The organism is Cupriavidus sp. UBA2010, from assembly GCF_002335265.1.
Classification (GTDB): domain Bacteria; phylum Pseudomonadota; class Gammaproteobacteria; order Burkholderiales; family Burkholderiaceae; genus Cupriavidus; species Cupriavidus metallidurans.
Window position 1 is genome coordinate 478,311 of the sequence record NZ_DDCI01000033.1, and the last position, 20,547, is coordinate 498,857.

Sequence of the window (20,547 nt, forward strand, 5' to 3'; positions counted from 1 at the left end):
CGTCAGGAAGGCGTACCGATCGGAGACGCGTAAATATAACGCCGCGACGTCGGGAATGTGTCGGCATTGCGATCGGCCTTCTGGCATACCACCTGGTAGATCGACATCTTCCCGCTTGTGAATGCGTGCGAGCAGCCCGCCAGATAGATGCGCCAGATGCGGAACTTCTTCTCGCCGACCATCTCGCGGATGGTATCGGCATTGGTCTCGAAATTCTCCGCCCAGTGACGCAGCGTCTGCGCATAGTGGCGGCGCAGCAGTTCCACGTCGAAGGCTTCGAGGCCGCCTTTCTGCATCGTGGTCAGCACCATGCCGATATGCGGCAACTCGCCCTGTGGGAACACATAGCGATCCATGAAGCCCGAGCCATCCATCGGTATCTCGCCGCTGTCTGGGTCGGTGGCGGTAATGCCGTGGTTCATCGCCACGCCACCTTCGGCCAGCAGGTCGCGCATACGGGCGAAATAACCCGGCAAGTTATCCTTGCCGACGTGTTCGAACATGCCGACGCTCGTGATGCGGTCGAATTGCCCACTGATGTCGCGATAGTCCTGCAGGCGGATCTCGATGCGGTCCTGCAGGCCCGCAGCCCTCACGCGCGCGGTAGCCAGATCGAACTGGTTCTGTGACAGCGTGATGCCCACGCACCTGGCGCCAAATTTTTGCGCGGCCCGCAGCACCAGCGCGCCCCAGCCGCAACCGATGTCGAGCAGCGTCTGCCCCGGCTCCAACCGGATCTTGGTCAGGATATGGTCGATCTTCTTGAGCTGCGCGGTGGCCAGGTCTTCGTTGCCGTTCTCGAAGTACGCACATGAATAGACCATGTTCGGATCGAGCCAGAGCTTGTAGAAGTCGTTGGAAACGTCGTAGTGATACTGGATCGACGCCTTGTCCTCGGCCTTGGTGTGCGTGAAATGTTGCGCCACCTTGTTCAGCACGCCGCCCGCACGGCGGGCGGCGGCGGCGGAGAGACCGTATCCCACCTTGATGATGTCGGCCAGGCGCCCATCGAGGTCGATCTTCTCCTGGACATACGCTTCACTGAGGTTGTCCAGGCTGGGTACTAGCAAGAATGGCAGCGCGGAGGCTTCGCGCACGGTCAGCGTGACGGCGGGTCTGTCAAAGCTGCCGAGCTGATATTCGCTGCCATTCCAGAGTCGGAGCTTGACGGGCAAATTCGAGTGCTCGCGCACATCGGCAATCCAGCTATCGAGTTGCTTGTCCAGGGTCTGCTTGAAAAACATGCGGCTTTCTCCCGATTGGTTGGTTATCCCTCTCGAACGAATGCCCCACGGTCTGCTGCGATCACTGCGCGTTCATACGCAGCGCTGGCCTTGGGGTGCGCACCGGTGCATAGCCGGTGCAGCAACCGTCAAACTTTACGCCAATTTTTGAAATTGTGCAGTGCAGGTCCTTCATTGGACAAATGTCTATCAGACCTCGCAGACGCTGATGGCGTCAGGGCGAGAGCCGCACGATTTGCCAGTTTCCATCGGCGTTCTGGCGATAGGCGATTCGATCGTGCAGGCGCGAAGGGCGGCCTTGCCAGAACTCGATCCAAGTCGGTTTGAGCCTGTAGCCGCCCCAGTGCGGCGGGCGCGGCGGGTTCTCGCCGAACTTGCTGCGGAAATCCGCTTCGCGCGCTTCGATCACGTCGCGCCCTGCAACCTCGCGGCTCTGTTCGGATGCCCAGGCACCCAGGCGTGAACCGAGCGGCCGCGACGCGTAGTAGGCGTCGCTCTCCGCGCCCTCGACCTTCTCGACGATACCTTCGACTCGGACCTGCCGTTCGAGCTGCACCCAATGGAACAACAGCGCCGCGCGCGGGTTGGCCAGCAGGTCCACGCCCTTGCGGCTTTCGTAATTGGTGAAGAATGTGAAACCGTCGGCATCCATGCCCTTGAGCAGCACGATGCGCGCGGACGGCTGGCCGTCGGCGCCCACGGTGGCCAGCGTCATGGCGTTCGGCTCGGGCAGCTTGGCTTGCATGGCTTCGTCGAACCACGACTGGAACTGGCGAATCGGGTCGGGAGCGACGTCGGTTTCGGAAAGCGCGCTCAGCATGTAGTTGCGGCGCAGGTCTGCGAGTTGGGTCATGTCGCGTATCAGGAAGGTTTGCGTTCCGCGCACGAATCGCGCGGATAAGCGTACTTCGAGTATAGCGAATGCGCTGCACGCTGCATTTGCGTTGCCGCAACGCGCTCAGGGCACCCCGGGGGGCGCACCGGGTGCTTCAGTCGGGCAGGGCGATCTTGCGCGACTGCCTGCGCGAGTAGTAACCCGCCATGCCCATCGCGCCGGCCATCGACAGGAAGATCGGCAACATGCCGAGCGCCGTGCCGACCACGCCGAAGGTCAGCGGCCACACCACCTGGCTCGTGTTCAGTACCGCCGAACGCAGGCCAAGTGCCTCGCCGGCGCGACCCGAAGGCGACACCGTGTGCAGGATGTTCATGACGTTCGGCTGGGCGCTGCCCAGCGCGAGGCCGAGCACGAATGCCAGGCTGCACATGAGCCAGAAGTGCGACACGAACGGATAGACCAGATACGCCATCGCGCCCACGGTCAGCGCCAGGCGGATGATCCGCCATTCCGAAAAGTGGCGCGACACCATCGGCATGGCCACGCGGATCGCCAGCGTGGCGATCGAGAACGCACCGAGCACCCAGCCGATCGACGACGGAGACAGGCCGATATGCGTGCCCTGGATCGGAATCAGGAACGCGTGGAGATCCCACGCGGCCGAAAGCACGGCGCTGGCGATGAACACCGCGCGCAACTCGGGGTGCTGGAGCAGATCCAGCGTCGAGCGGCGCGAGCCGTCCTCGATGGCGATCCTGCCTGCGTTGCCGCCTTGGGCCGGCAGGCGCGGACGCACGTACTGCAGGCCAGCCTGGCCAACCAGCGCGATGACCACCAGCACGCAGAATGCCGCACGGTATCCGGCGTGCTCGATCATGTAGCCCATCGCCACGGGACCCAGCGTGCCAGAGATGGACAGGCCCAGTGCGTGCAGCGTGTAGTTGCGCAGGCGGGTCTCGTTGGTCGATACCTGCCCGATCAGAAGTTGCATGGCCACCTGCACGAGCATGAAGCCCACGCCGATCAGCGCACAGGCTCCGTACAGCGAGGTTATGTCATGCCAGACCGCCGGCAGCAGCGTGCCGGCCACCACCATCAGCGAGCCCGCCGTCATCGGCAGGCGTGGCCCGATCTCGTCAATGCGCTTGCCGGCGCGAATCGCCAGGAACATCGGCAATAGCGCGTAGAGCGACATGAGGATGCCCAGCGTCACGGTGGACGCCTTCAGCGAGATGGCAAAGAGGGAAACGACGACGCGACTGGCGTTGAACGCCAAATGGTTGCACACCGTCAGCGCGATCAGCCAACTGATCGGGGGGACGGCGGCGTGGGGCAACGTCATGGGGGCGCGGTGGCAATGGGGTGGTTCGCGCCGCCGGCAATGATTTGGGGGCCCAGGCGATAAGACGCGCGAAAGAAAAACCAGTGCGGCGCGAGGCCGCACCAGACAAGGTCGTCAATGGCTGGACTGGACCAGCAACGGCAACCGTTGTTCGCCATTGTGTTAAATGCTTGCTTAGTCAATGGCCGTCTGATTATGCGACTGACGTCGGGCATGCACAACGTTGGTGAAGGGGGGAAGTGCAAATCCGCAACAGATTCTTTCAACGATCTGTTGCGTGGAAGCTATGCGGAATCCATGGTCGGTCTTCAGCCCCCCTGATAGAGCTGCGCATCGTTGGCAGGACGCGACGGATTGTGCGGTGCGGCGGAGGCAGGCGGGCTGGATGCGGGCTGCCGGTTCTTTGGACCGGGCTTGCCCGGCGGCGTGGCAATGACGGGCCGCTTTTTCAGGTTCGCCAGCAGCTTGCCGCACTGGCTGTCCTCGGGCGGCGAGATGTCGAGCAGGGGGACCACCAGCGCGACAGGCGCCGTAAATGCCAGCGCCAGCGCGCTGCCGGCGCGCAGTGCCAGGATGGCGTAGTTCGGACTGACGGACGGCTTCTTGAATGTTCCTCCGACGTAGAGCGGCGAGCGCAGCGAGAAGATGCGTAACCCCTTGGAATCGGGATGAATCGTCAGTGCCAGCTGCTCTTCCTTGAAGTCGATCGCGCCATCCGTCTTGACCACGGCATCCTGCGTGTCGAGCACAAACGTCTGCGCCTGGGCCACGCCATTGGTGAAGCCGAACGCGCTGACGCCGCAATTGATCTGCACCGGCTTGTCGCCGAAGAGCTTCGAAATCACCACGCTGCCGACGTTCAGGCCGATTGCCTCGAGGATGAACTTGCTGACCGTGCCATTCTCGACCAGCAGCCGGGCTTCGCCGTTCGCCGAGCCGAGCAGCGCCGCGACCGAGTTGCCGGTGGCGGTCAGCCTGGCACCGCCGTTGACCTCGCCGACGCTCGCGTGCATCGATTCGATCTTCGGGAAAAGCTGCCGGATCTGCAGATGGCGGGCGTGCATGTCGATCATGGCGGCCATCGGCTCGCGCTTGCCATCGAGCTGGATCGTCGAGACGAGGTTGCCGCCGGCCAGGCCGAAATTGAGGGGATCGAGCCGCAACACACCATCGGTCAGCTTGACGTGCGTGGCCAGTTTCGTGATCGGCAGCGTTTCGTCGCGAACGATGCGCTCTCCCGTGAACGTCACGTCAGCATCGATGGCATCCCAGCGCTCGGTATGAAAGGGCGCCACTGGCAGCACCTTGTTCGCGGGCTGCTTGACCGTGCTTTCCGCGGCGGCCTGGCCGGGCTTGGCCTCGGCGCCGATGATCGGCGCGAGGTCGGCGAACAGCAGCTGTTTCGACACCAGCTCACCGGACAGCAGCGGTCGTGGCGCGCGCTGCGCGAACGTCAGCGTGCCACCGAGGTCACTGCTGCCAACCTTGCCCGTGAAATTTCGGTATGTATAGGACGATGCGCCTTTCTTGAGTGTGGCCACCAGCCGGCCGCGTGTTTCGTACGGCGGCGTGGATGGCAGTACCACGCCGGTCAGCGCGTAGAGCCGCGCCATGTTGTCGCCGGACAGCACCAGACTCACGTCCAGCGCACCCAGTTCCGCCGGATTGGTCAGCGTTCCCTCGATTCGGGCCCGCGTGCCGCCGACGCGTACATCGGCCTGGAGTGGGAAAGGTTTGCTGGTGTCGCGCAGACTCAGCGCGGTGCCGGCCTTGCCCGTCGCATTGATCGTGGCCTGGTTGTAATGGCCGACGACCTTCCAGCGGATGCCATACCGGCTTTCGGGTTTGCTTTCCGTCTTGTTTGGCGCGCCTGCGGAAGCCGCCGAGGCGTCAGCGGGCGGGGCCAGCGCGCCGTCGCGTTCCTGATCGTAGAGTGGCTGGTCGCCGATGGTGTCGAGCGTGGCCTGCAACTCGATCTTCTCCGCGCCGTCGTTCAGGGACAGGTTGCCGCGTTCCAGCACGATTTCGCCAACATCGAGATGCCACGGCGACTCGCCGGTTTCCGGTCCAGTATCGAATGTCCAGTTGTTACGGCGGTCGGCCAGGCGTTCGAGCCAGACGGCCGGGCTGTCCACCACGATCGTTGGCACGCTGATCTCGTGCGTCAGGAGGGGGGCTGGCCGCAGGATAAAGATCAGCTCGCGGATGGTGGCGAGGCTCGGCTGCTTGGCCCAGTCCGGGTTGCCGACCGTGATGTCCTTGGCCGACAGGCGGGGCCACGGCACCAGCGTGCGCCAGCCGGCTTCGCCCTCGGCACGTTTCCAGGTCACCGTCAGGTCACCGTTGATGGCGAACGGGCGGCCGATGGCCTGTGTGACCTTGTCGTTGAGCCACGGCTTGATACGATTCCAGTCGAAGGTCAGGACGACGACGACCACCAGCGCGATCAGCGCCAGGGGCGTGAACAGGCTCAAGAGAGCGATCGTGCGGCGGCGGTGCGAGGCGGGCATGGGAAAGTTATCTCCTGGTGTCAGCCATGCGGCGGATCAACCACTATGCCTATTGTAGGGAGGCAATGCCAATGCGTTTGTCCGCCTTTGACTGACTTTCAGAATTCTGGCGCCGACCCGGAGGCGGCGGCTGGCATAAAATGCCGGCACGGTTCGTCGGCAGCCGGTGCCGGCAGACACAGCAACAAGAACGCATGACCCTTACCCCCACGCCTCTCGCGACGCAGGACCTGCCTGCGCCGTTGTCTCACGAAAGCCCCGAGGACGATGACTATCATCGCCGCTTTGGCGGCGTTGCGCGCCTGTATGGCGCCGAAGGCATGGCGCGGCTCGAAGCGGCCAATGTCTGCGTGATCGGCATCGGCGGGGTGGGAAGCTGGGCAGCCGAGGCATTGGCTCGCAACGCTGTGGGCCGCCTGACGCTGATCGACCTGGACCACATCGCGGCATCGAATACGAACCGGCAGATCCATGCGCTGGGCGACGCCTATGGCCGTGCCAAGGTGGACGCGATGGCCGAACGTATCGTGGCGATCAACCCGCGCTGCCGCGTGACGGCCGTGGACGACTTCGTGACCGAGGACAACGTGCAGGCCCTGTTGTCGGGGTTCGACTACGTGATCGACGCTATTGATGCCGTGAAGGTCAAGACCGCGATCCTCGGATGGGCGCGCCGCGAGGATGCTCGCGTGATCACGTGTGGCGGGGCGGGCGGTCAGCTCGACCCGACGCGCGTGCGCATCGAGGATCTGGCCCGCACGATCCAGGACCCGCTGCTGGCCAAGGTTCGTGGCAACCTGCGGCGCCAGTGGGGCTTTCCGCGTGATCCGAAGAAGAAGTTCGGCATCCAGGCTGTCTACTCTGACGAACCGCTGCGCTATCCCGAGCCCGAACAGCAGGCGTGCGAGATCGACGAGGTGCCGCCCGCGCCACGCCAGGGCCCGCAGGGGCTGGCCTGCGCGGGTTTTGGCTCCTCGGTGGCCGTGACTGCCGTGTTCGGCTTCGTGGCTGCTTCGGCCGTGATCGGGGCGATTGCCTCAGGCGGCTAATGCCGCGAGCAGCCGCTTGATGTCCGCCTCTTGGGGCGCGACGTTGTCGAAGTAGATCAGTTCGGGATATTCCGCCGGCTCGGGCAGGAAGCGGCGCGTGCGATAGGCGTCCCAGTGGGCGAGCTTGTAGGCGTCGTTGGGGTTGCCGCGCCGCACGATTCGGGCCTGCGCTTCGCTTTCGGGCAGGTGCACCCAGACGACATGGGTCCGCGTGCCTTCGGGTACACGCAGCCACGAGGGGTCGGTGAGTTGGTGCGCGCGGATTTCGCGCGAGAGCGGGCCGACCACGATCACGCTGATACCGAGCATCAGGTTTTCACGAGCGGTATCGAGCAGGCCTTCGTATTCGGGGTCCCGCAGGTTGTCGAGATAGGCGGGGCTGTCGCGATCATTCGGATCGCCAGTGATCGCCCGCATCGCGGCGGCGCTGTAGCGGCCGTAGAGCGTGTCCTTGTCCAGCAGGCAGAAGGGTTCGCCGGTGGCCTGCATCAGCGGGCCGATCAGCTTGTGGGCGAGGGTGGTCTTACCGGTACCGGCATGGCCGCAGAAGAAAATCAATCGTGGCATCGCACGTGTCCAGCGTGAGGCATGAGCCGCAAGGATAGCGTCATTTGCCGCGCCGTTTGCGGGAAATCAGACCAGACCGGTGCGGAATGGGTATGCTTGCCGACTGTTCACGGCTTCCTTATCCTGCGGTTCCATGACCAATACCGACTCCTACGCCGACCCCTACGCCGGCCTTTCGGCCGAAGGCCTGCCCGACGATCTGCGCCTTGGCGAGCCCGTCACCGATGCCACGCACGCCGAATTCCTCCAGTTGCTCGCCGCCATGGAAAAAGCCGACGATGCCGGTTTCCTGGCCGCTTTCGAGGAGTGGATCGAGCATACGCGCCACCACTTCGAGCAGGAGGAGCAGTGGATGGAAGCGATGCAGTTCGGCCCGCGCTTCTGCCACACCAACGAGCATCAGGGTGTGATGTCCGTGGCCAAGGCCGTGCGCGACAAGATCGTGGAGGAACGGGCTGACCCCGAGGGTCCGGGCAAGGGCGCGCTGTCGCTGGGCCGCCGCCTGACGGGTGAGTTGTCGGGGTGGTTCGACAATCACGTGAAGTCGATGGACACGATGATGGTCGAGCACATGAAAGCCAACGGCTTCTCGCTGGTCGAGGCGCCAGCGGCCTGACGGTCCGGCTGGACCGTCAGCTACCTCAAACTCAGTTCAGGACAGTGGCGAGCTGGCGGCGCCACCGTGATACCGCCGGGTCGTCGCCCATGAGCTCGAACACCGAGAGCATGGTCTTGCGGCCGACGTCGTCTTCGAACCCGCGGTCGCTCCGCACGATTTCCAGCAGTTGCTCAAGCGCGGCTTCGTACTCGCGCCGGGCGATCAGCAGATGCGCCAGATCCAGTCGCGCTGGCAGATCGGCCGGATTCGCCGCCACCCGCGCCTTCAGTTCGGCGCCATCGGGCAGATCGCCCACTCCCTTCATGGCTTCAAGGCGCGTTTGCAGCGCGGCATACGCATCTTCCTGCGTGGCACGCGGAGAGAGCAGACCGAACTCGGTTTCCGCATCGGCGATCTTGTTGCCGTCCAGCAGGAACCCGATGTACGTCAGGCGTGCGGTGTCTGCGCCCGGATCGTAGGCCAGTGCCGCCTGGAACGACGCCTGCGCGGCTTCGCGGTCGCCAGCGGCGGCCAGTTCGACGGCTTCGCGCAGCGCCAACTCGCCCGGATTCGGCGTCAGGCGATCCAGGAATTCCCGCAGTTGCGATTCCGGTAGCACGCCGATGAACTGGTCGACGGCCTGCCCGTCGGCAAATGCCACCACATGCGGAATGCTGCGCACGCCGAAATGGGCGGCGAGTTCCTGGTTTTCGTCGACGTTGACCTTTGCCAGCCGCCACTTGCCGCCAGATTCCGCTTCCAGCTTTTCCAGCATCGGTCCCAACGTGCGGCACGGGCCGCACCACGGCGCCCAGAAGTCGACTAGCACGGGGACCTGGCGCGACATCTCAATGACATCGGCTTCAAAGTTCTGCAGGGTGACGTCGCTCATTGTTCTGCACCTCGGAATTGAAAAGACCGTCGGGTACGGCCTGACCTTCTTATTGTGAGGGCGTAAGCGCCGAAAACAACCTCAGCAACCCCACGTGGGGGAGGGGTGGGAAAACATCCTGTTGAAAATAGAACGGTCGTTCAGTTATATTGCTTGACCGATACGCGAGGCCTACCTCGCGACGCTAGCGATTCCAGAAATCCGGTCGACGTCCGACCGTCCGCAGGAGACACCATGACCACAACGCCGTCCGTTCGCCCCCATTTCCAGTTCTGGCCCAAGCGGGTGCCGACGAGCATCGTGCTGCCGGAGACTTCGCTCTGGTACAACCTCGAAGTCTCGGCGCACCGTTATGCGGACAAGGCGGCGATTCGCTATTTCGGCAATGCGATCACGTTCCGTGAGCTGGAGGCGCAAGCCACCGCGCTGGCAGGCTGGCTGCAGCAGAAGGCAGGGGTGAAGAAGGGCGATCGCGTGTTGCTCTACATGCAGAACTGCCCGCAGTTCATCATCAGCTACTACGCGATCCTGCGTGCCGATGCCGTGGTGGTGCCGGTCAATCCGATGAACCGGTCCGAGGAATTCAAGCATTACGTGACAGACGGCCAGGCGCGCGTGGCCATCTGCACGGCGGATCTGGCCGCGGGCGTGATGCAGGCCGACGCCGAGCTGCCTGCCGATGAGCGCCTCCAGCATCTGCTCGTGACTCAATACGCCGATGCCCTGCCGCCGACCCACGAGCATCCCGAGGACGCGCCGCCGGCCTGGCTCACCGCCGAGCATCCGCTGCCGGACAACGCCACGCCGTGGGCCAAGGCGCTTGCCGCCGGCCTGAAGCCAGGCCCGCATACCGCCGGACCGGATGACATGGCCGTGATGCCGTACACCTCCGGCACCACCGGCTTCCCGAAAGGTTGCATTCATACCCATCGCTCGGTGATGCACAACATCGTCGGCGGCTCGACGTGGTCGGGCAGCGGCGCGGAATCAGTAATCCTGTCGGTGCTGCCGCTGTTCCACGTGACGGGGATGCAGTACGGCATGAACGGTCCGATCTATAGCGGCGCGACGGTGGTAATGCTGCCGCGCTGGGATCGCGAAGTGGCTGGCCACCTGATCTCGCGCTACCAGGTCACGCACTGGACCAATATCCCGACGATGGTGATCGACTTCCTGGGCAGTCCGAACCTGGCGTCGTTCGACATGAGCAGCCTGCGCTATATCGGCGGGGGCGGTGCGGCGATGCCGCAGGCCGTGGCGGAGCGCCTGAAGACCCAGTTCGGCCTGAACTATCTGGAAGGCTACGGCCTGTCGGAAACGATGGCGCCGACGCACAGCAACCCGGCCGATCGCCCGAAGCTGCAGTGCCTGGGCGTGCCGACGTTCAACACCGACGCGCGCGTGGTCGATCCGGTCACGCTGAAGGAACTGGCGCCGAACGAGGTGGGCGAGATCATCGTGCGCGGTCCGCAGGTGTTCAAGGGTTACTGGGGCAAGCCTGACGCCACGCGCGATGCGTTCATCGAGTTCGAGGGCCAGACGTACTTCCGCACCGGCGACCTCGGCCGCATGGACGAGGAAGGCTACTTCTTCATCACCGATCGTCTGAAGCGCATGATCAATGCCTCGGGCTTCAAGGTGTGGCCGGCGGAAGTGGAAAACCTGCTGTACAAGCATCCGGCCGTGCAGGAAGCCTGCATCATCGGCACGCGCGATGCCTATCGCGGCGAAACGGTGAAGGCGGTGGTGGTGCTGCGCGCGGATGCCAAGGGCAAGACCCAGCCGGAAGACATCATCGAATGGGCCAAGGAGCACATGGCCGCGTACAAGTATCCGCGCGTGGTCGAGTTCGTCGATGCCCTGCCGAAGTCCGGCACCGGCAAGGTGATGTGGCGCCAACTGCAGGAAACGGAAAACGCGCGTCAGGCTGGCTGATCAGGTGAGGCGTAACACCCCGCGGCACTGGAAACTCAGTGGCCGCGGGCCCGCATCAGCATCCGCACCATCGTCTTGTAGCCACGCTCCCTCGCATGGCGCGACGGCGTGACGCCTTCGCGATCGGCCAGGTTGGCATCGGCCCCGGCGTCCAGCAGTGCCTGGACGATATCTTCGTAGCGCGAACTGCCGTCGCCGAGGATGATGGCTTCCAGCAGTGCCGTCCAGCCCAACTGGTTCACCCGGTCCACCGGGACGCCCGCGCTGAGCAGCAGCTTCACGATTTCCACATTGCCGTGCTGGCTTGCGGCGATCAGCGCCGTGCCGTCGTAGCGGTCGGTGCTGTTCAGGTCCGCGCCATGCGACAGGGCCAGCCGTACCACGTCGATCTGGTTCGTGGCCGCCGCCAGCAGGAATGGGCTGTTGCCTTCATCGTCCTTGCGGTTGACGTCCGCCCCAGCCTGAACCAGCACCCGCGTGACATCGCCGCGACGGTTGTAGACCGCCGCGAGCAGAGCGGTACGTCCGCGTTCGTCCGTGGCCTGGGCCGATGCGCCGGCCTTGAGCAGCCGATTGACCAGGTCGAGGTCGCCGATACTGGCTGCCGTGATCAGGTTGTGGTCGAGGGCGGCCATGCCGTCCCCGCGCGACGGCAGGGGTGTGTGATTGCTGCCGTGCCACGGGCGAGAAGGCATCGGCGCGGATGCGCCGCCCAGTCCACCCACCGAGCGGGCCAGCGTCTGCCCGCCCTGGCCGGCCAGCAACCCCCCAGCGACCAGCAATCCCATCAGCCCAAGTATCTCGGCAAGTGCCTGGCGGCGGGGACGGGTCTGGGAGCGCGTCATGTTGGCAGGTGACAGGATCGATCAGACAGTTTCGTGCGGCTGGGTAATGGACTCGACGGCGTCAGCGCTGGCGACACTCGCCCGCGTTGCGGCGCCGTTGGACTCGGCGGCATCGCTTTCCTGGAGCTGGCGCCACAGGCGTCCCAGGTACGGATCGTCCACGCCATTCGTTGTCAGGCCAAGCAGGGTTTGCTGGAGATACTCGCGCGCCGGGCCATATAGACCACAGGCATGGCGCAGGCAGGCCACCACGCGTTCGTCTGGCAGGCGGCCAGCGTAGGCCGAATGCTCGCGGTTCATGACAAAGGCCAGCGCGCGCTGCTCGGGTGCGTCCGGCGCATTGCCGACTCTCACGCGCAGCCAGCGCGGATGATAGGCGCCGGTCAGCATCTCGCGGCGCCACAGCACGCGGAATTCCTGCTCGATCACGTGCCCGGGGATGCGGAATACCATGCCGGTGCAGCAACCGCCACGATCCAGGCCGAGCACGAGGCCCGGATTGTCCCATGTGCCCCGATTGATGCGGGAATAGAGATAGAAGCCTCGATGGTAGCCATGCACGGTGGCCAGCCTGCGATCCGTATGGACCACCATCGGATTCCAGATCAGAGAGCCATAGCCAAACAGCCAGACATCGCCGTTCAGACCGGGTGTCTCGGGCCGGGCGCCGAGCGCGTCGCAGAGCGAACGCTCCACATCGGCTTCTGGCAATAACGAGGACGCGACCGGCGTGCTGCACAACGATGTGCGCAGCCTGTCCGATTCGAGGTCCTGTCGCGTAATGGCCATGTTTGACAGCATAATCCAAAGCGCATTGATGCGTCGCAAGGAAACCACAGATGCCAGCAGGGGTGTGTGTACAAGGCAACGGTCGGCAACGGTTTGTTCCAACGGCCTAGTTCTTCCGCCCGCCCTGATCCGGCGGCAAGTCACTACAATAGGGGCCTCATCCTCGGAGATTTTCGGAGAACCGGCAATGGCGCGTACCCTGACCGTAGTGTTCGGCAGTGGCAAGGAATTTGAATTTACGCTGGGCGACAGTGAACTCGCCGCGGTGACCGAGGATGCCGCCTGGCGCTGGTTTGACCGCGAATACGCCGAGCTGGATTGCCAGGCGTCGAGTCCGGTCGGCAAGGTCCTGGTGATCGACAAGATCCTGAACGTGGCGAAGTTCTCGGGCGAAAATCGCTTTGCCACCCATCCGGAATGGGCGCAGGACTATGCCCGGCACGCCGGCCGGCTGCTCGATCGCGACAAGGTGCGCGTGGATGTCGGCAGCGCGGCAATCGGTTTCTGACCGCCCCGGAAAAAAGAAAAACCCCGCTTCGGTAACAAAGCGGGGTTTTTTCTGCCTTCCAGCCGAAACCGCCTCTTCCGGGGCGGCTTCGTTTTTTCAGGCGGATGTCAGGCGGGTACGCTCGACGGGCTGGTGCAGCGCTGCGACAGATAGGCGCTGAACTCGTCGCGCACCTCGGGGTGCCTGAGGGCGAATTCGACGGTCGCCTTCAGATAGCCGAGCTTGCTGCCGCAGTCGTACCGCACGCCTTTGTAGCGATAGGCCAGCACCTGTTCCTGGTCGAGCATCGACTGGATGGCGTCGGTGAGCTGGATCTCGCCGCCGGCGCCCGGCTTCAGCTCGCGGATATGGTCGAAGATGCGCGGGGTGAGAATGTAGCGACCCACCACGCCCAGGTTCGACGGCGCATTCTCGGGTGCCGGCTTCTCGACGATGGCGGACATCTTGATCACGCGGTCGTCCCACTCGCGGCCGTCGATCACGCCATACGAGCGGCTTTGCTCTGGCGCGATCTCTTCGACGCCGAGTACCGAGCAGTTGTAGTGGTTGTAGATATCCACCATCTGCTTCATCACGGGCAGGTCCTTGCCACCGTCGAGCAAGTCGTCGGCGAGCATCACGGCAAACGGCGTGTCGCCCACGAGCTTGGCGGCGCAAAGCACCGCGTGACCCAGGCCCAGCGCCTCGGGCTGGCGCACGTAATAGCACTCGACGTTCGCCGGCTTGATCGAACGCACCACATCGAGCAGTGCCTGCTTGTTCTTGGCCTCGAGTTCCGCTTCCAGTTCGTAAGCCTTGTCGAAGTGATCCTCGATGGCGCGCTTGGAGCGCCCGGTGACGAAGATCATCTCGGTAATGCCTGCGGCCATGGCTTCTTCCACGGCGTACTGGATCAGTGGCTTGTCGACCACGGGCAGCATTTCCTTGGGGCTCGCCTTGGTGGCGGGCAGAAACCGGGTGCCTAGCCCTGCAACGGGAAAGACGGCCTTGGTGACGCGGTTTTCCATTTCAGCCTTCCTTGTTTATCCGGAGTGATACCGTGCCGTAACGGTAGGGGTGCCGTCTGTCCGGTTCCGTCCGACGCTGCAGTCGGCACGAAACCGGGGAAGCACTTTTTACGCTCAGGCAGGCAATCGCTGTAGTTGATCCTGAAGCTTGACCAGCGTCTGTTCGAAATCGGACAAACGCTGCGTTTCCTGAGCCACGACAGCCGGCGGTGCCTTGGCGACGAAGCTCTCATTGGACAGCTTGCCACGGCATTTGCCGATTTCGCCGGAGATACGGTCGATCTCCTTGCCCAGGCGCACGCGTTCGGCAGCCACGTCGATCTCGATCTTGAGAAGCAGGTGGTTGCCGTCGGCGATCGCCACAGGGGCGCCGGCGCCTTCCTTCTGCAGCGTGGCCTCGTCTTCGAACACCTTGACCTCGGAAAGTTTCGCCAGCGCCTGGATTTGCGCCGCCGCTTCCTTCAGGAACGTGCTGTCTCCCTGAGCATAGAGCGGGATGCGCTGGGCCGGCGAGATATTCATCTCGCCGCGCAGGTTGCGGCAGGCGTCGACCACCGACTTGAGGCGGGCCACCCAGGCTTCGGCGGCTTCGTCGATCTTGGCCGCGGCGCTCAGCGGGTAATCCTGCGTGGCGATCGACTCGCTGCCATCGCCCTTGGCGCGGCCGGCCAGCGGGGCCACCTTCTGCCACAGTTCCTCGGTGATGAACGGGATGATCGGGTGGGCCAGACGCAGCACCGTTTCCAGCACGCGCAGCAGCGTGCGGCGCGTGGCGCGTTGCTGGGCTTCGGTCCCGGTCTGGATCTGGACCTTGGCCATCTCCAGGTACCAGTCGCAGTATTCGTCCCAGACAAACTTGTAGATCGCGCTGGCGATGTTGTCGAAGCGGTACTCGGCGAAGCCCTTCTCGACTTCCGCTTCCACGCGCTGCAGCAGCGATACGATCCAGCGGTCGGCCTGCGAGAAGTGCAGGTAGCCGTCCGGGCCGCAATCGTTGTTGCACGGGCCCATGCCGCAGTCATGGCCCTCGGTGTTCATCAGCACGAAACGCGTGGCGTTCCAGAGCTTGTTGCAGAAGTTGCGATAGCCCTCGCAGCGGCCAGTGTCGAAGTTGATGTTGCGACCCAGCGTGGCCAGCGACGCAAACGTGAAGCGCAGCGCGTCGGCGCCGAATGCGGGAATGCCGTCCGGGAATTCCTTCTTCGTCTTCGATTCGATCTTCGGCGCATCCTTCGGACGACGCAGGCCGGTGGTGCGCTTCTTGAGCAGCGGCTCGAGCGAGATACCGTCGATCAGGTCCACCGGATCGAGCGTGTTGCCCTCGGACTTGCTCATCTTCTTGCCTTCGGAGTCCCGCACCAGGCCGTGCACGTACACGGTGTGGAACGGCACCTTGCCGGTGAAGTGCTTGGTCATCATGACCATGCGCGCCACCCAGAAGAAGATGATGTCGTAGCCGGTCACAAGCACCGACGACGGCAGGAAGTGCTGGATCTCGGGCGTGTTCTCGGGCCAGCCCAGCGACGAGAACGGAACCAGCGCAGACGAGAACCACGTGTCGAGCACGTCTTCCTCGCGGCGCAGCGCGCCGGTGCTGCCGGCGGCCTGGGCCTTCGCGCGTGCTTCCTCTTCGGTGCGCGCCACGAAACAGTTGCCGGCATCGTCGTACCAGGCGGGAATCTGGTGGCCCCACCAGAGCTGGCGGCTGATACACCAGTCCTGGATGTTCGACAGCCACTGGTTGTACGTGCTGATCCAGTTTTCCGGTACGAGCTTGATTTCACCGCTCTGCACGGCCTCGAGCGCGACTTCGGCGATCGAGCGGCCCGGGTTGAATGTGCCTTCCGGGGCCGGCTTGCTCATGGCCACGAACCACTGGTCCGTCAGCATCGGTTCGATCACGCTGCTGGTGCGCTCGCTGCGCGGCACCATCAGCTTGTGCTTCTTGACCTCGCCCAGCAGGCCCTGCGCCTCAAGGTCTGCCACCATCTTCTTGCGCGCGTCGAAGCGGTCCATGCCGGCGTAGGCGGCCGGCGCATCGGCGACGATCTTCGCGTCGAGCGTCAGGATCGACAGTTGCGGCAGGTTGTGGCGCTGACCCACCGCGTAGTCGTTGAAGTCGTGGCCCGGGGTCACCTTGACCACACCGGTGCCGAACTCGCGATCCACGTATTCGTCGGCGATGACCGGGATCTTGCGATCGGTCAGCGGCAGATGCACGAACTTGCCGATCAGGTGGGCGTAGCGCTCATCCTCGGGGTGCACCATCACCGCCGTGTCGCCGAGCATCGTCTCGGGACGGGTGGTGGCCACGGTCAGGTGGGTCAGGCCGCGTACGGTGTCCGGCTCGGCCAGCGGGTAGTGGATGTGCCACAGCGAACCGTCTTCCTCGACGCTGTCGACTTCCAGATCGGACACGGCGGTGCCAAGCACCGGATCCCAGTTCACCAGCCGCTTGCCACGGTAGATCAGGCCTTGCTCATGCAGGCGGACGAATACCTCGGTCACGGCCTTCGACATCTCGGGCGACATCGTGAAGTACTCGCGCGTCCAGTCGATCGACGCGCCCATGCGGCGCACCTGACGCGTGATCGTCGAGCCCGATTCTTCCTTCCACTCCCAGACCTTCTCGGTGAACTTGGCGCGGCCCAGGTCGTGGCGCGATACGCCTTGCGCCTCGAGCTGGCGTTCCACCACGATCTGCGTGGCGATGCCGGCGTGGTCGGTGCCCGGCACCCACAGCGTGTTGGCGCCGCGCATACGTGCGTGGCGAGTCAGGCCGTCCATGATCGTCTGGTTGAACGCATGGCCCATGTGCAGCGTGCCGGTCACATTGGGCGGCGGCAGCTGGATGGCGAAATCGGGGCGATTGGCGTCGAACGTGGGCTGGGCAATGCCGCGCCGCTCCCATTCTGGGCCCCATTTCGCCTCGATGGCGGCGGGTTCGAAGCTCTTGGCTAGGGACTGGTCTTCTGCGGTCATGCTGGGATGTCGAGATGTGCGGGTCAGGGCTCTGGCCGGCTGGCGGATCGGCGCGCCGCGGCATTGGGCCGGGAAAACGTCAAATTATAGGGGAGGCGGGGTTCCGGTGCGCATTTCGGCGCCGGAAGGTGGCCCGGGCGGGCGAATGCTGTCATTGCTGCCAGGGCGCGGCGGGGGCCATCGGTATAATTGCGGCCTATCCTTCCGGCCCTGCTCCGATGTCCAGTCTGCTCGCCAATCTCAATGCTGAACAACTCGCCGCCGTCACATTACCTGACGAGCCGGCCCTGATCCTGGCCGGTGCGGGCAGTGGCAAGACCCGTGTGCTGACCACGCGGATCGCGTGGCTGATCCAGAACGGCCGTGTGTCCCCGGCCGGCATCCTGGCGGTGACCTTCACGAACAAGGCCGCCAAGGAGATGCAGACCCGGCTGTCGTCGATGTTGCCGATCAACACCCGGGGCATGTGGATCGGCACGTTCCATGGCCTGTGCAACCGGATGCTGCGCGCGCATTTCCGTGACGCCGGCCTGCCGCAGACATTCGCGATCCTGGACTCGCAGGACCAGCTCTCGGCGATCAAGCGCCTGCTCAAGGGGCTGAACGTCGACGACGAGAAGTACCCGCCCAAGAATCTCCAGTATTTCATCAACAACGCCAAGGAGCAGGGCCTGCGCCCGGCCGACGTCGAAGCCAATGACGATTTCAATCGTCGCTTCGTCGACCTGTACGCGGCCTACGACGAGCAGTGCCAGCGTGAGGGTGTGGTCGACTTCGCCGAGTTGTTGCTGCGCTGCTACGAACTGCTGCGTTACAACGACGCGATCCGCCAGCACTACCAGCACCGTTTCCGCCACGTGCTTGTCGACGAGTTCCAGGACACCAACGTGCTGCAGTACCAGTGGCTCAAGCTGCTGGCCGGCTACGGCTCGGGCAATGCCGCGGCGGTGTTCGCCGTGGGCGACGACGACCAGAGCATCTACGCGTTCCGTGGCGCCAACGTCGGCAATATGCGCGACTTCGAGCAGGAATTCCGCGTTCGCCACCTGATCAAGCTCGAGCAGAACTACCGTTCGCACGGGCATATCCTCGATTCGGCCAACCACCTGATCTCGCACAATGCGCGCCGACTGGGCAAGAACCTGCGCACTGACGCCGGGCACGGCGAGCCCGTGCGCGTGTTCCAGGCAGGTTCGGACGGCCAGGAAGCCTCTTGGATCGTCGAAGAAATCCGCGACCAGATTGCGCAGGGCATGTCGCGCTCGGAGATTGCGATCCTCTATCGCAGCAATGCGCAGTCGCGGGTCATCGAACACGCGCTGTTCTCGTCGGGTATCCCGTACCGGGTGTACGGCGGCCTGCGCTTCTTCGAGCGCGCCGAAGTGAAGCACGCGCTGGCCTACCTGCAGTTGATCGAGAACCCGCGCAATGACGCCGCATTCGGGCGGGTGGTCAATTTCCCCACGCGCGGCATCGGCGCGAAGTCGCTCGAAGTGCTGCAGGACGCGGCGCGGCAATACAACTGTTCGTTGGCCGAAGCGGTGGCCTACGTGCCCGGCAAGGCCGGTAGCTCGTTGGGCGCCTTCATCAGGCTGATCGAGCAGATGCGTGCCGAGACCAGCCGGATGACGCTGGCGCAAACGGTCGAGTACGTGACCAACACCAGCGGCCTGATGACGCACTACCAGACCGAGAAGGAAGGTCAGGACCGCATCGAGAACTTGCAGGAACTGGTGACGGCCGCGCAGGCATTCGTGGTCGAGGAAGGCTACGGGCTCGAGGCGCTGGGCCGCATGCTGCCGGCGAACCGCGATGCCACGCCGGCGCTGGCGCAGGGCGAACAGGACCAGCAGGTGCTGGACCCCGAACAGTTGCCCGTGGTGATGACGCCGCTGGTGGCGTTCCTGACCCACGCGTCGCTGGAGGCGGGAGACAACCAGGCGCAGGCCGGCCAGGATGCGGTGCAGATGATGACCGTGCACGCGGCCAAGGGGCTCGAGTTCAATGTGGTGTTCATCACCGGGCTCGAGGAAGGGCTGTTCCCGCACGAGAACAGCGCGATGGAGGCCGACGGTCTGGAGGAAGAGCGTCGCCTGATGTATGTGGCCATCACCCGCGCGCGGGAACGGCTTTATCTGTCGTTCGCCCAAAGTCGCGTGCTGCACGGCCAGATGCGCTATCACGTGCGGTCGCGCTTCTTCGAGGAGCTTCCCGAGGCCTCGCTGAAGTGGATCACTCCGCAGGGCCAGGCCTACGGTACCTATGGCTCGGGCAGCGGACGCCAGTCATCCGAGCGCGAAAGCGCGTGGGGCCGCGACTGGTTCAAGCGTGCCGAGGATGTGCCCTATACGGGCGTCAAGCCGACCGGCGGCATGGACACCGGCAAGAACTACGCCGAAGAAAAGCGCGCCGCGGCCACTGGATTCCGCGTGGGCCAGAGCGTGTTCCACAACAAGTTCGGGGAAGGCAAGATCAAGGCGCTGGAAGGCGAGGGCGCCGATGCGCGCGCGAACATCGACTTCAAGCGCCACGGCACCAAGTGGCTGGCGCTGTCGGTGGCGAAGCTGGACGCGATCGATTGATGAGGGGGGTCTCCCCACTTCCGCACGTGGAAGCGGGGAGAAAAGAGGATCAGGACTGCGCCACGCTATCGTTCGCCGTCTCACCCGGCGGCGCGATGTTGAAGCAGCCGCGGTACGTCGCGTAGAACGAGCAGTAGAGGATCGCCAGCATCAGCAGCGAGTACGGCGTGATCAGGAACGACAGCACGGTATCCGCGCCGATCGAGGCGAACACTACCTCGAGGAACAGCGGCACTACCACCAGCAACAGCGCGAACAGCAGGGCGTAGGTGAAGAACGCGCCACGGTTGCGCCAGCAGGCGGTCCAGCTGAAGAACAGCGCCTTGACGGGCGGCACGCCATGCCAGGCGGCGAGCATCGGCGCAAACCAGAACATCATTGCCACCGGTGTGTACAGCAGCGCGCCGATCAACAGTGCGTAATACAGTTGCCGTACCGCTTCGCCGGAGGGCTCCTCGCCCTTGAGCACCATCGGCGCCAGTGCGCTGATGTCGACCACGGCCGTGGCGATGAAGCTCAGCGCGAACACCAGCACCGCGTAAATGCCACCCAGCACCAGCAGGTTGCGGGTGGCCTGTTTCCCGTTCGTGCGGAAGCCCGATAGCAATATCGTGGGCAATACACGCTTGTTCTGGATGACGTCGCGGCAGGCGGTCATCACGCCCACAGACAGGCCTGGGGTGAACACCAGCAGCGCGATGATGCCGAACAGCGGCACGAAGATCGCCAACTGCGCGGCAATCAGATAGATAAACAACAGCATCAGGAATGCCAGCGGGTTCTTGCGGAACAGCCAGATGCCCTGGCGGAACCAGACGTAGCCTTCCTTGGCGGAAACTTCCAGTAGTTGCATGGCGAA

At 64.2% G+C, this 20,547-nt stretch carries 16 protein-coding genes; 5 read left to right on the top strand and 11 right to left on the bottom strand.

Annotated elements, in window-relative coordinates:
* Positions 1-2: 2 nt before the first annotated feature.
* The 4 genes from B2246_RS25990 to B2246_RS26005 form a co-directional block, all read right to left on the bottom strand.
* Entirely contained in the window at positions 3-1,244 is a 1,242-nt protein-coding gene (locus tag B2246_RS25990; RefSeq protein WP_035884792.1) for an SAM-dependent methyltransferase, read from the bottom strand.
* Positions 1,245-1,458: 214 nt separating this feature from the next.
* Positions 1,459-2,097, bottom strand: coding sequence for a pyridoxamine 5'-phosphate oxidase (pdxH, locus tag B2246_RS25995; protein ID WP_008646257.1), 639 nt, complete (start codon positions 2,095-2,097; stop codon positions 1,459-1,461).
* 136 nt (positions 2,098-2,233) lie between these two features.
* Complete coding sequence (locus tag B2246_RS26000) at positions 2,234-3,424, bottom strand: MFS transporter (protein ID WP_286881557.1); 1,191 nt, start codon at positions 3,422-3,424, stop codon at positions 2,234-2,236.
* Positions 3,425-3,732: 308 nt separating this feature from the next.
* Complete coding sequence (locus B2246_RS26005) at positions 3,733-5,934, bottom strand: AsmA family protein (RefSeq protein ID WP_286881556.1); 2,202 nt, start codon at positions 5,932-5,934, stop codon at positions 3,733-3,735.
* Positions 5,935-6,128: 194 nt separating this feature from the next.
* Here B2246_RS26005 and tcdA point away from each other — a divergent pair, with 194 nt between their 5' ends.
* Positions 6,129-6,983, top strand: a complete 855-nt coding sequence (gene tcdA / locus B2246_RS26010) for a tRNA cyclic N6-threonylcarbamoyladenosine(37) synthase TcdA (RefSeq protein ID WP_008646250.1) — start codon at positions 6,129-6,131, stop codon at positions 6,981-6,983.
* Here the strand turns inward: tcdA and B2246_RS26015 are convergent.
* Positions 6,972-7,550: an AAA family ATPase gene (locus tag B2246_RS26015; RefSeq protein ID WP_008646249.1), complete on the bottom strand. Its 579-nt coding sequence runs from the start codon at positions 7,548-7,550 to the stop codon at positions 6,972-6,974. The genes tcdA and B2246_RS26015 overlap by 12 nt on opposite strands.
* Before the next feature lie 133 nt (positions 7,551-7,683).
* On the opposite strand from B2246_RS26015, the gene B2246_RS26020 reads away from it, so the two are divergent.
* The gene (locus B2246_RS26020) at positions 7,684-8,166 is read left to right on the top strand and encodes a bacteriohemerythrin (RefSeq protein ID WP_029307313.1); all 483 of its coding nucleotides are present in this window, start codon (positions 7,684-7,686) and stop codon (positions 8,164-8,166) included.
* Positions 8,167-8,197: 31 nt separating this feature from the next.
* On the opposite strand, the gene trxA is transcribed toward B2246_RS26020, so the two are convergent.
* Complete coding sequence (gene trxA / locus B2246_RS26025; protein WP_286881552.1) at positions 8,198-9,040, bottom strand: thioredoxin; 843 nt, start codon at positions 9,038-9,040, stop codon at positions 8,198-8,200.
* Between the two features lie 234 nt (positions 9,041-9,274).
* Here trxA and B2246_RS26030 point away from each other — a divergent pair, with 234 nt between their 5' ends.
* Positions 9,275-10,975 carry a long-chain fatty acid--CoA ligase gene (locus B2246_RS26030; RefSeq protein WP_186424894.1) on the top strand — a complete coding sequence of 567 codons (1,701 nt, stop codon included), beginning with the start codon at positions 9,275-9,277 and terminating at the stop codon, positions 10,973-10,975.
* Positions 10,976-11,010: 35 nt separating this feature from the next.
* Here the strand turns inward: B2246_RS26030 and B2246_RS26035 are convergent, their stop codons facing one another.
* Together B2246_RS26035 and B2246_RS26040 are read right to left on the bottom strand one after the other, a co-directional pair.
* Positions 11,011-11,820: an ankyrin repeat domain-containing protein gene (locus B2246_RS26035; protein WP_152415051.1), complete on the bottom strand. Its 810-nt coding sequence runs from the start codon at positions 11,818-11,820 to the stop codon at positions 11,011-11,013.
* A gap of 21 nt (positions 11,821-11,841) precedes the next feature.
* Positions 11,842-12,609, bottom strand: coding sequence for a gamma-glutamylcyclotransferase (locus tag B2246_RS26040; protein WP_286881546.1), 768 nt, complete (start codon positions 12,607-12,609; stop codon positions 11,842-11,844).
* 187 nt (positions 12,610-12,796) lie between these two features.
* Between B2246_RS26040 and B2246_RS26045 the strand changes: the two genes are divergently transcribed.
* On the top strand, positions 12,797-13,117 hold the full coding sequence (locus B2246_RS26045; protein ID WP_008649808.1) for a hypothetical protein: 321 nt from the start codon (positions 12,797-12,799) through the stop codon (positions 13,115-13,117).
* 107 nt (positions 13,118-13,224) lie between these two features.
* Here B2246_RS26045 and galU read toward each other — a convergent pair whose 3' ends face one another.
* Complete coding sequence (gene galU / locus B2246_RS26050) at positions 13,225-14,124, bottom strand: UTP--glucose-1-phosphate uridylyltransferase GalU (protein WP_008649809.1); 900 nt, start codon at positions 14,122-14,124, stop codon at positions 13,225-13,227.
* Between the two features lie 114 nt (positions 14,125-14,238).
* A complete protein-coding gene (locus B2246_RS26055) occupies positions 14,239-17,106 on the bottom strand; it encodes a valine--tRNA ligase (protein ID WP_008649810.1) in 2,868 nt (955 codons plus the stop codon).
* A gap of 218 nt (positions 17,107-17,324) precedes the next feature.
* Here B2246_RS26055 and B2246_RS26060 point away from each other — a divergent pair, with 218 nt between their 5' ends.
* On the top strand, positions 17,325-19,688 hold the full coding sequence (locus tag B2246_RS26060; protein ID WP_035884802.1) for a UvrD-helicase domain-containing protein: 2,364 nt from the start codon (positions 17,325-17,327) through the stop codon (positions 19,686-19,688).
* 49 nt (positions 19,689-19,737) lie between these two features.
* Here B2246_RS26060 and B2246_RS26065 read toward each other — a convergent pair whose 3' ends face one another.
* Positions 19,738-20,541 (bottom strand): BPSS1780 family membrane protein, encoded by an 804-nt coding sequence (locus B2246_RS26065; protein WP_008649812.1) that lies wholly within the window; start codon positions 20,539-20,541, stop codon positions 19,738-19,740.
* Positions 20,542-20,547: the final 6 nt, after the last annotated feature.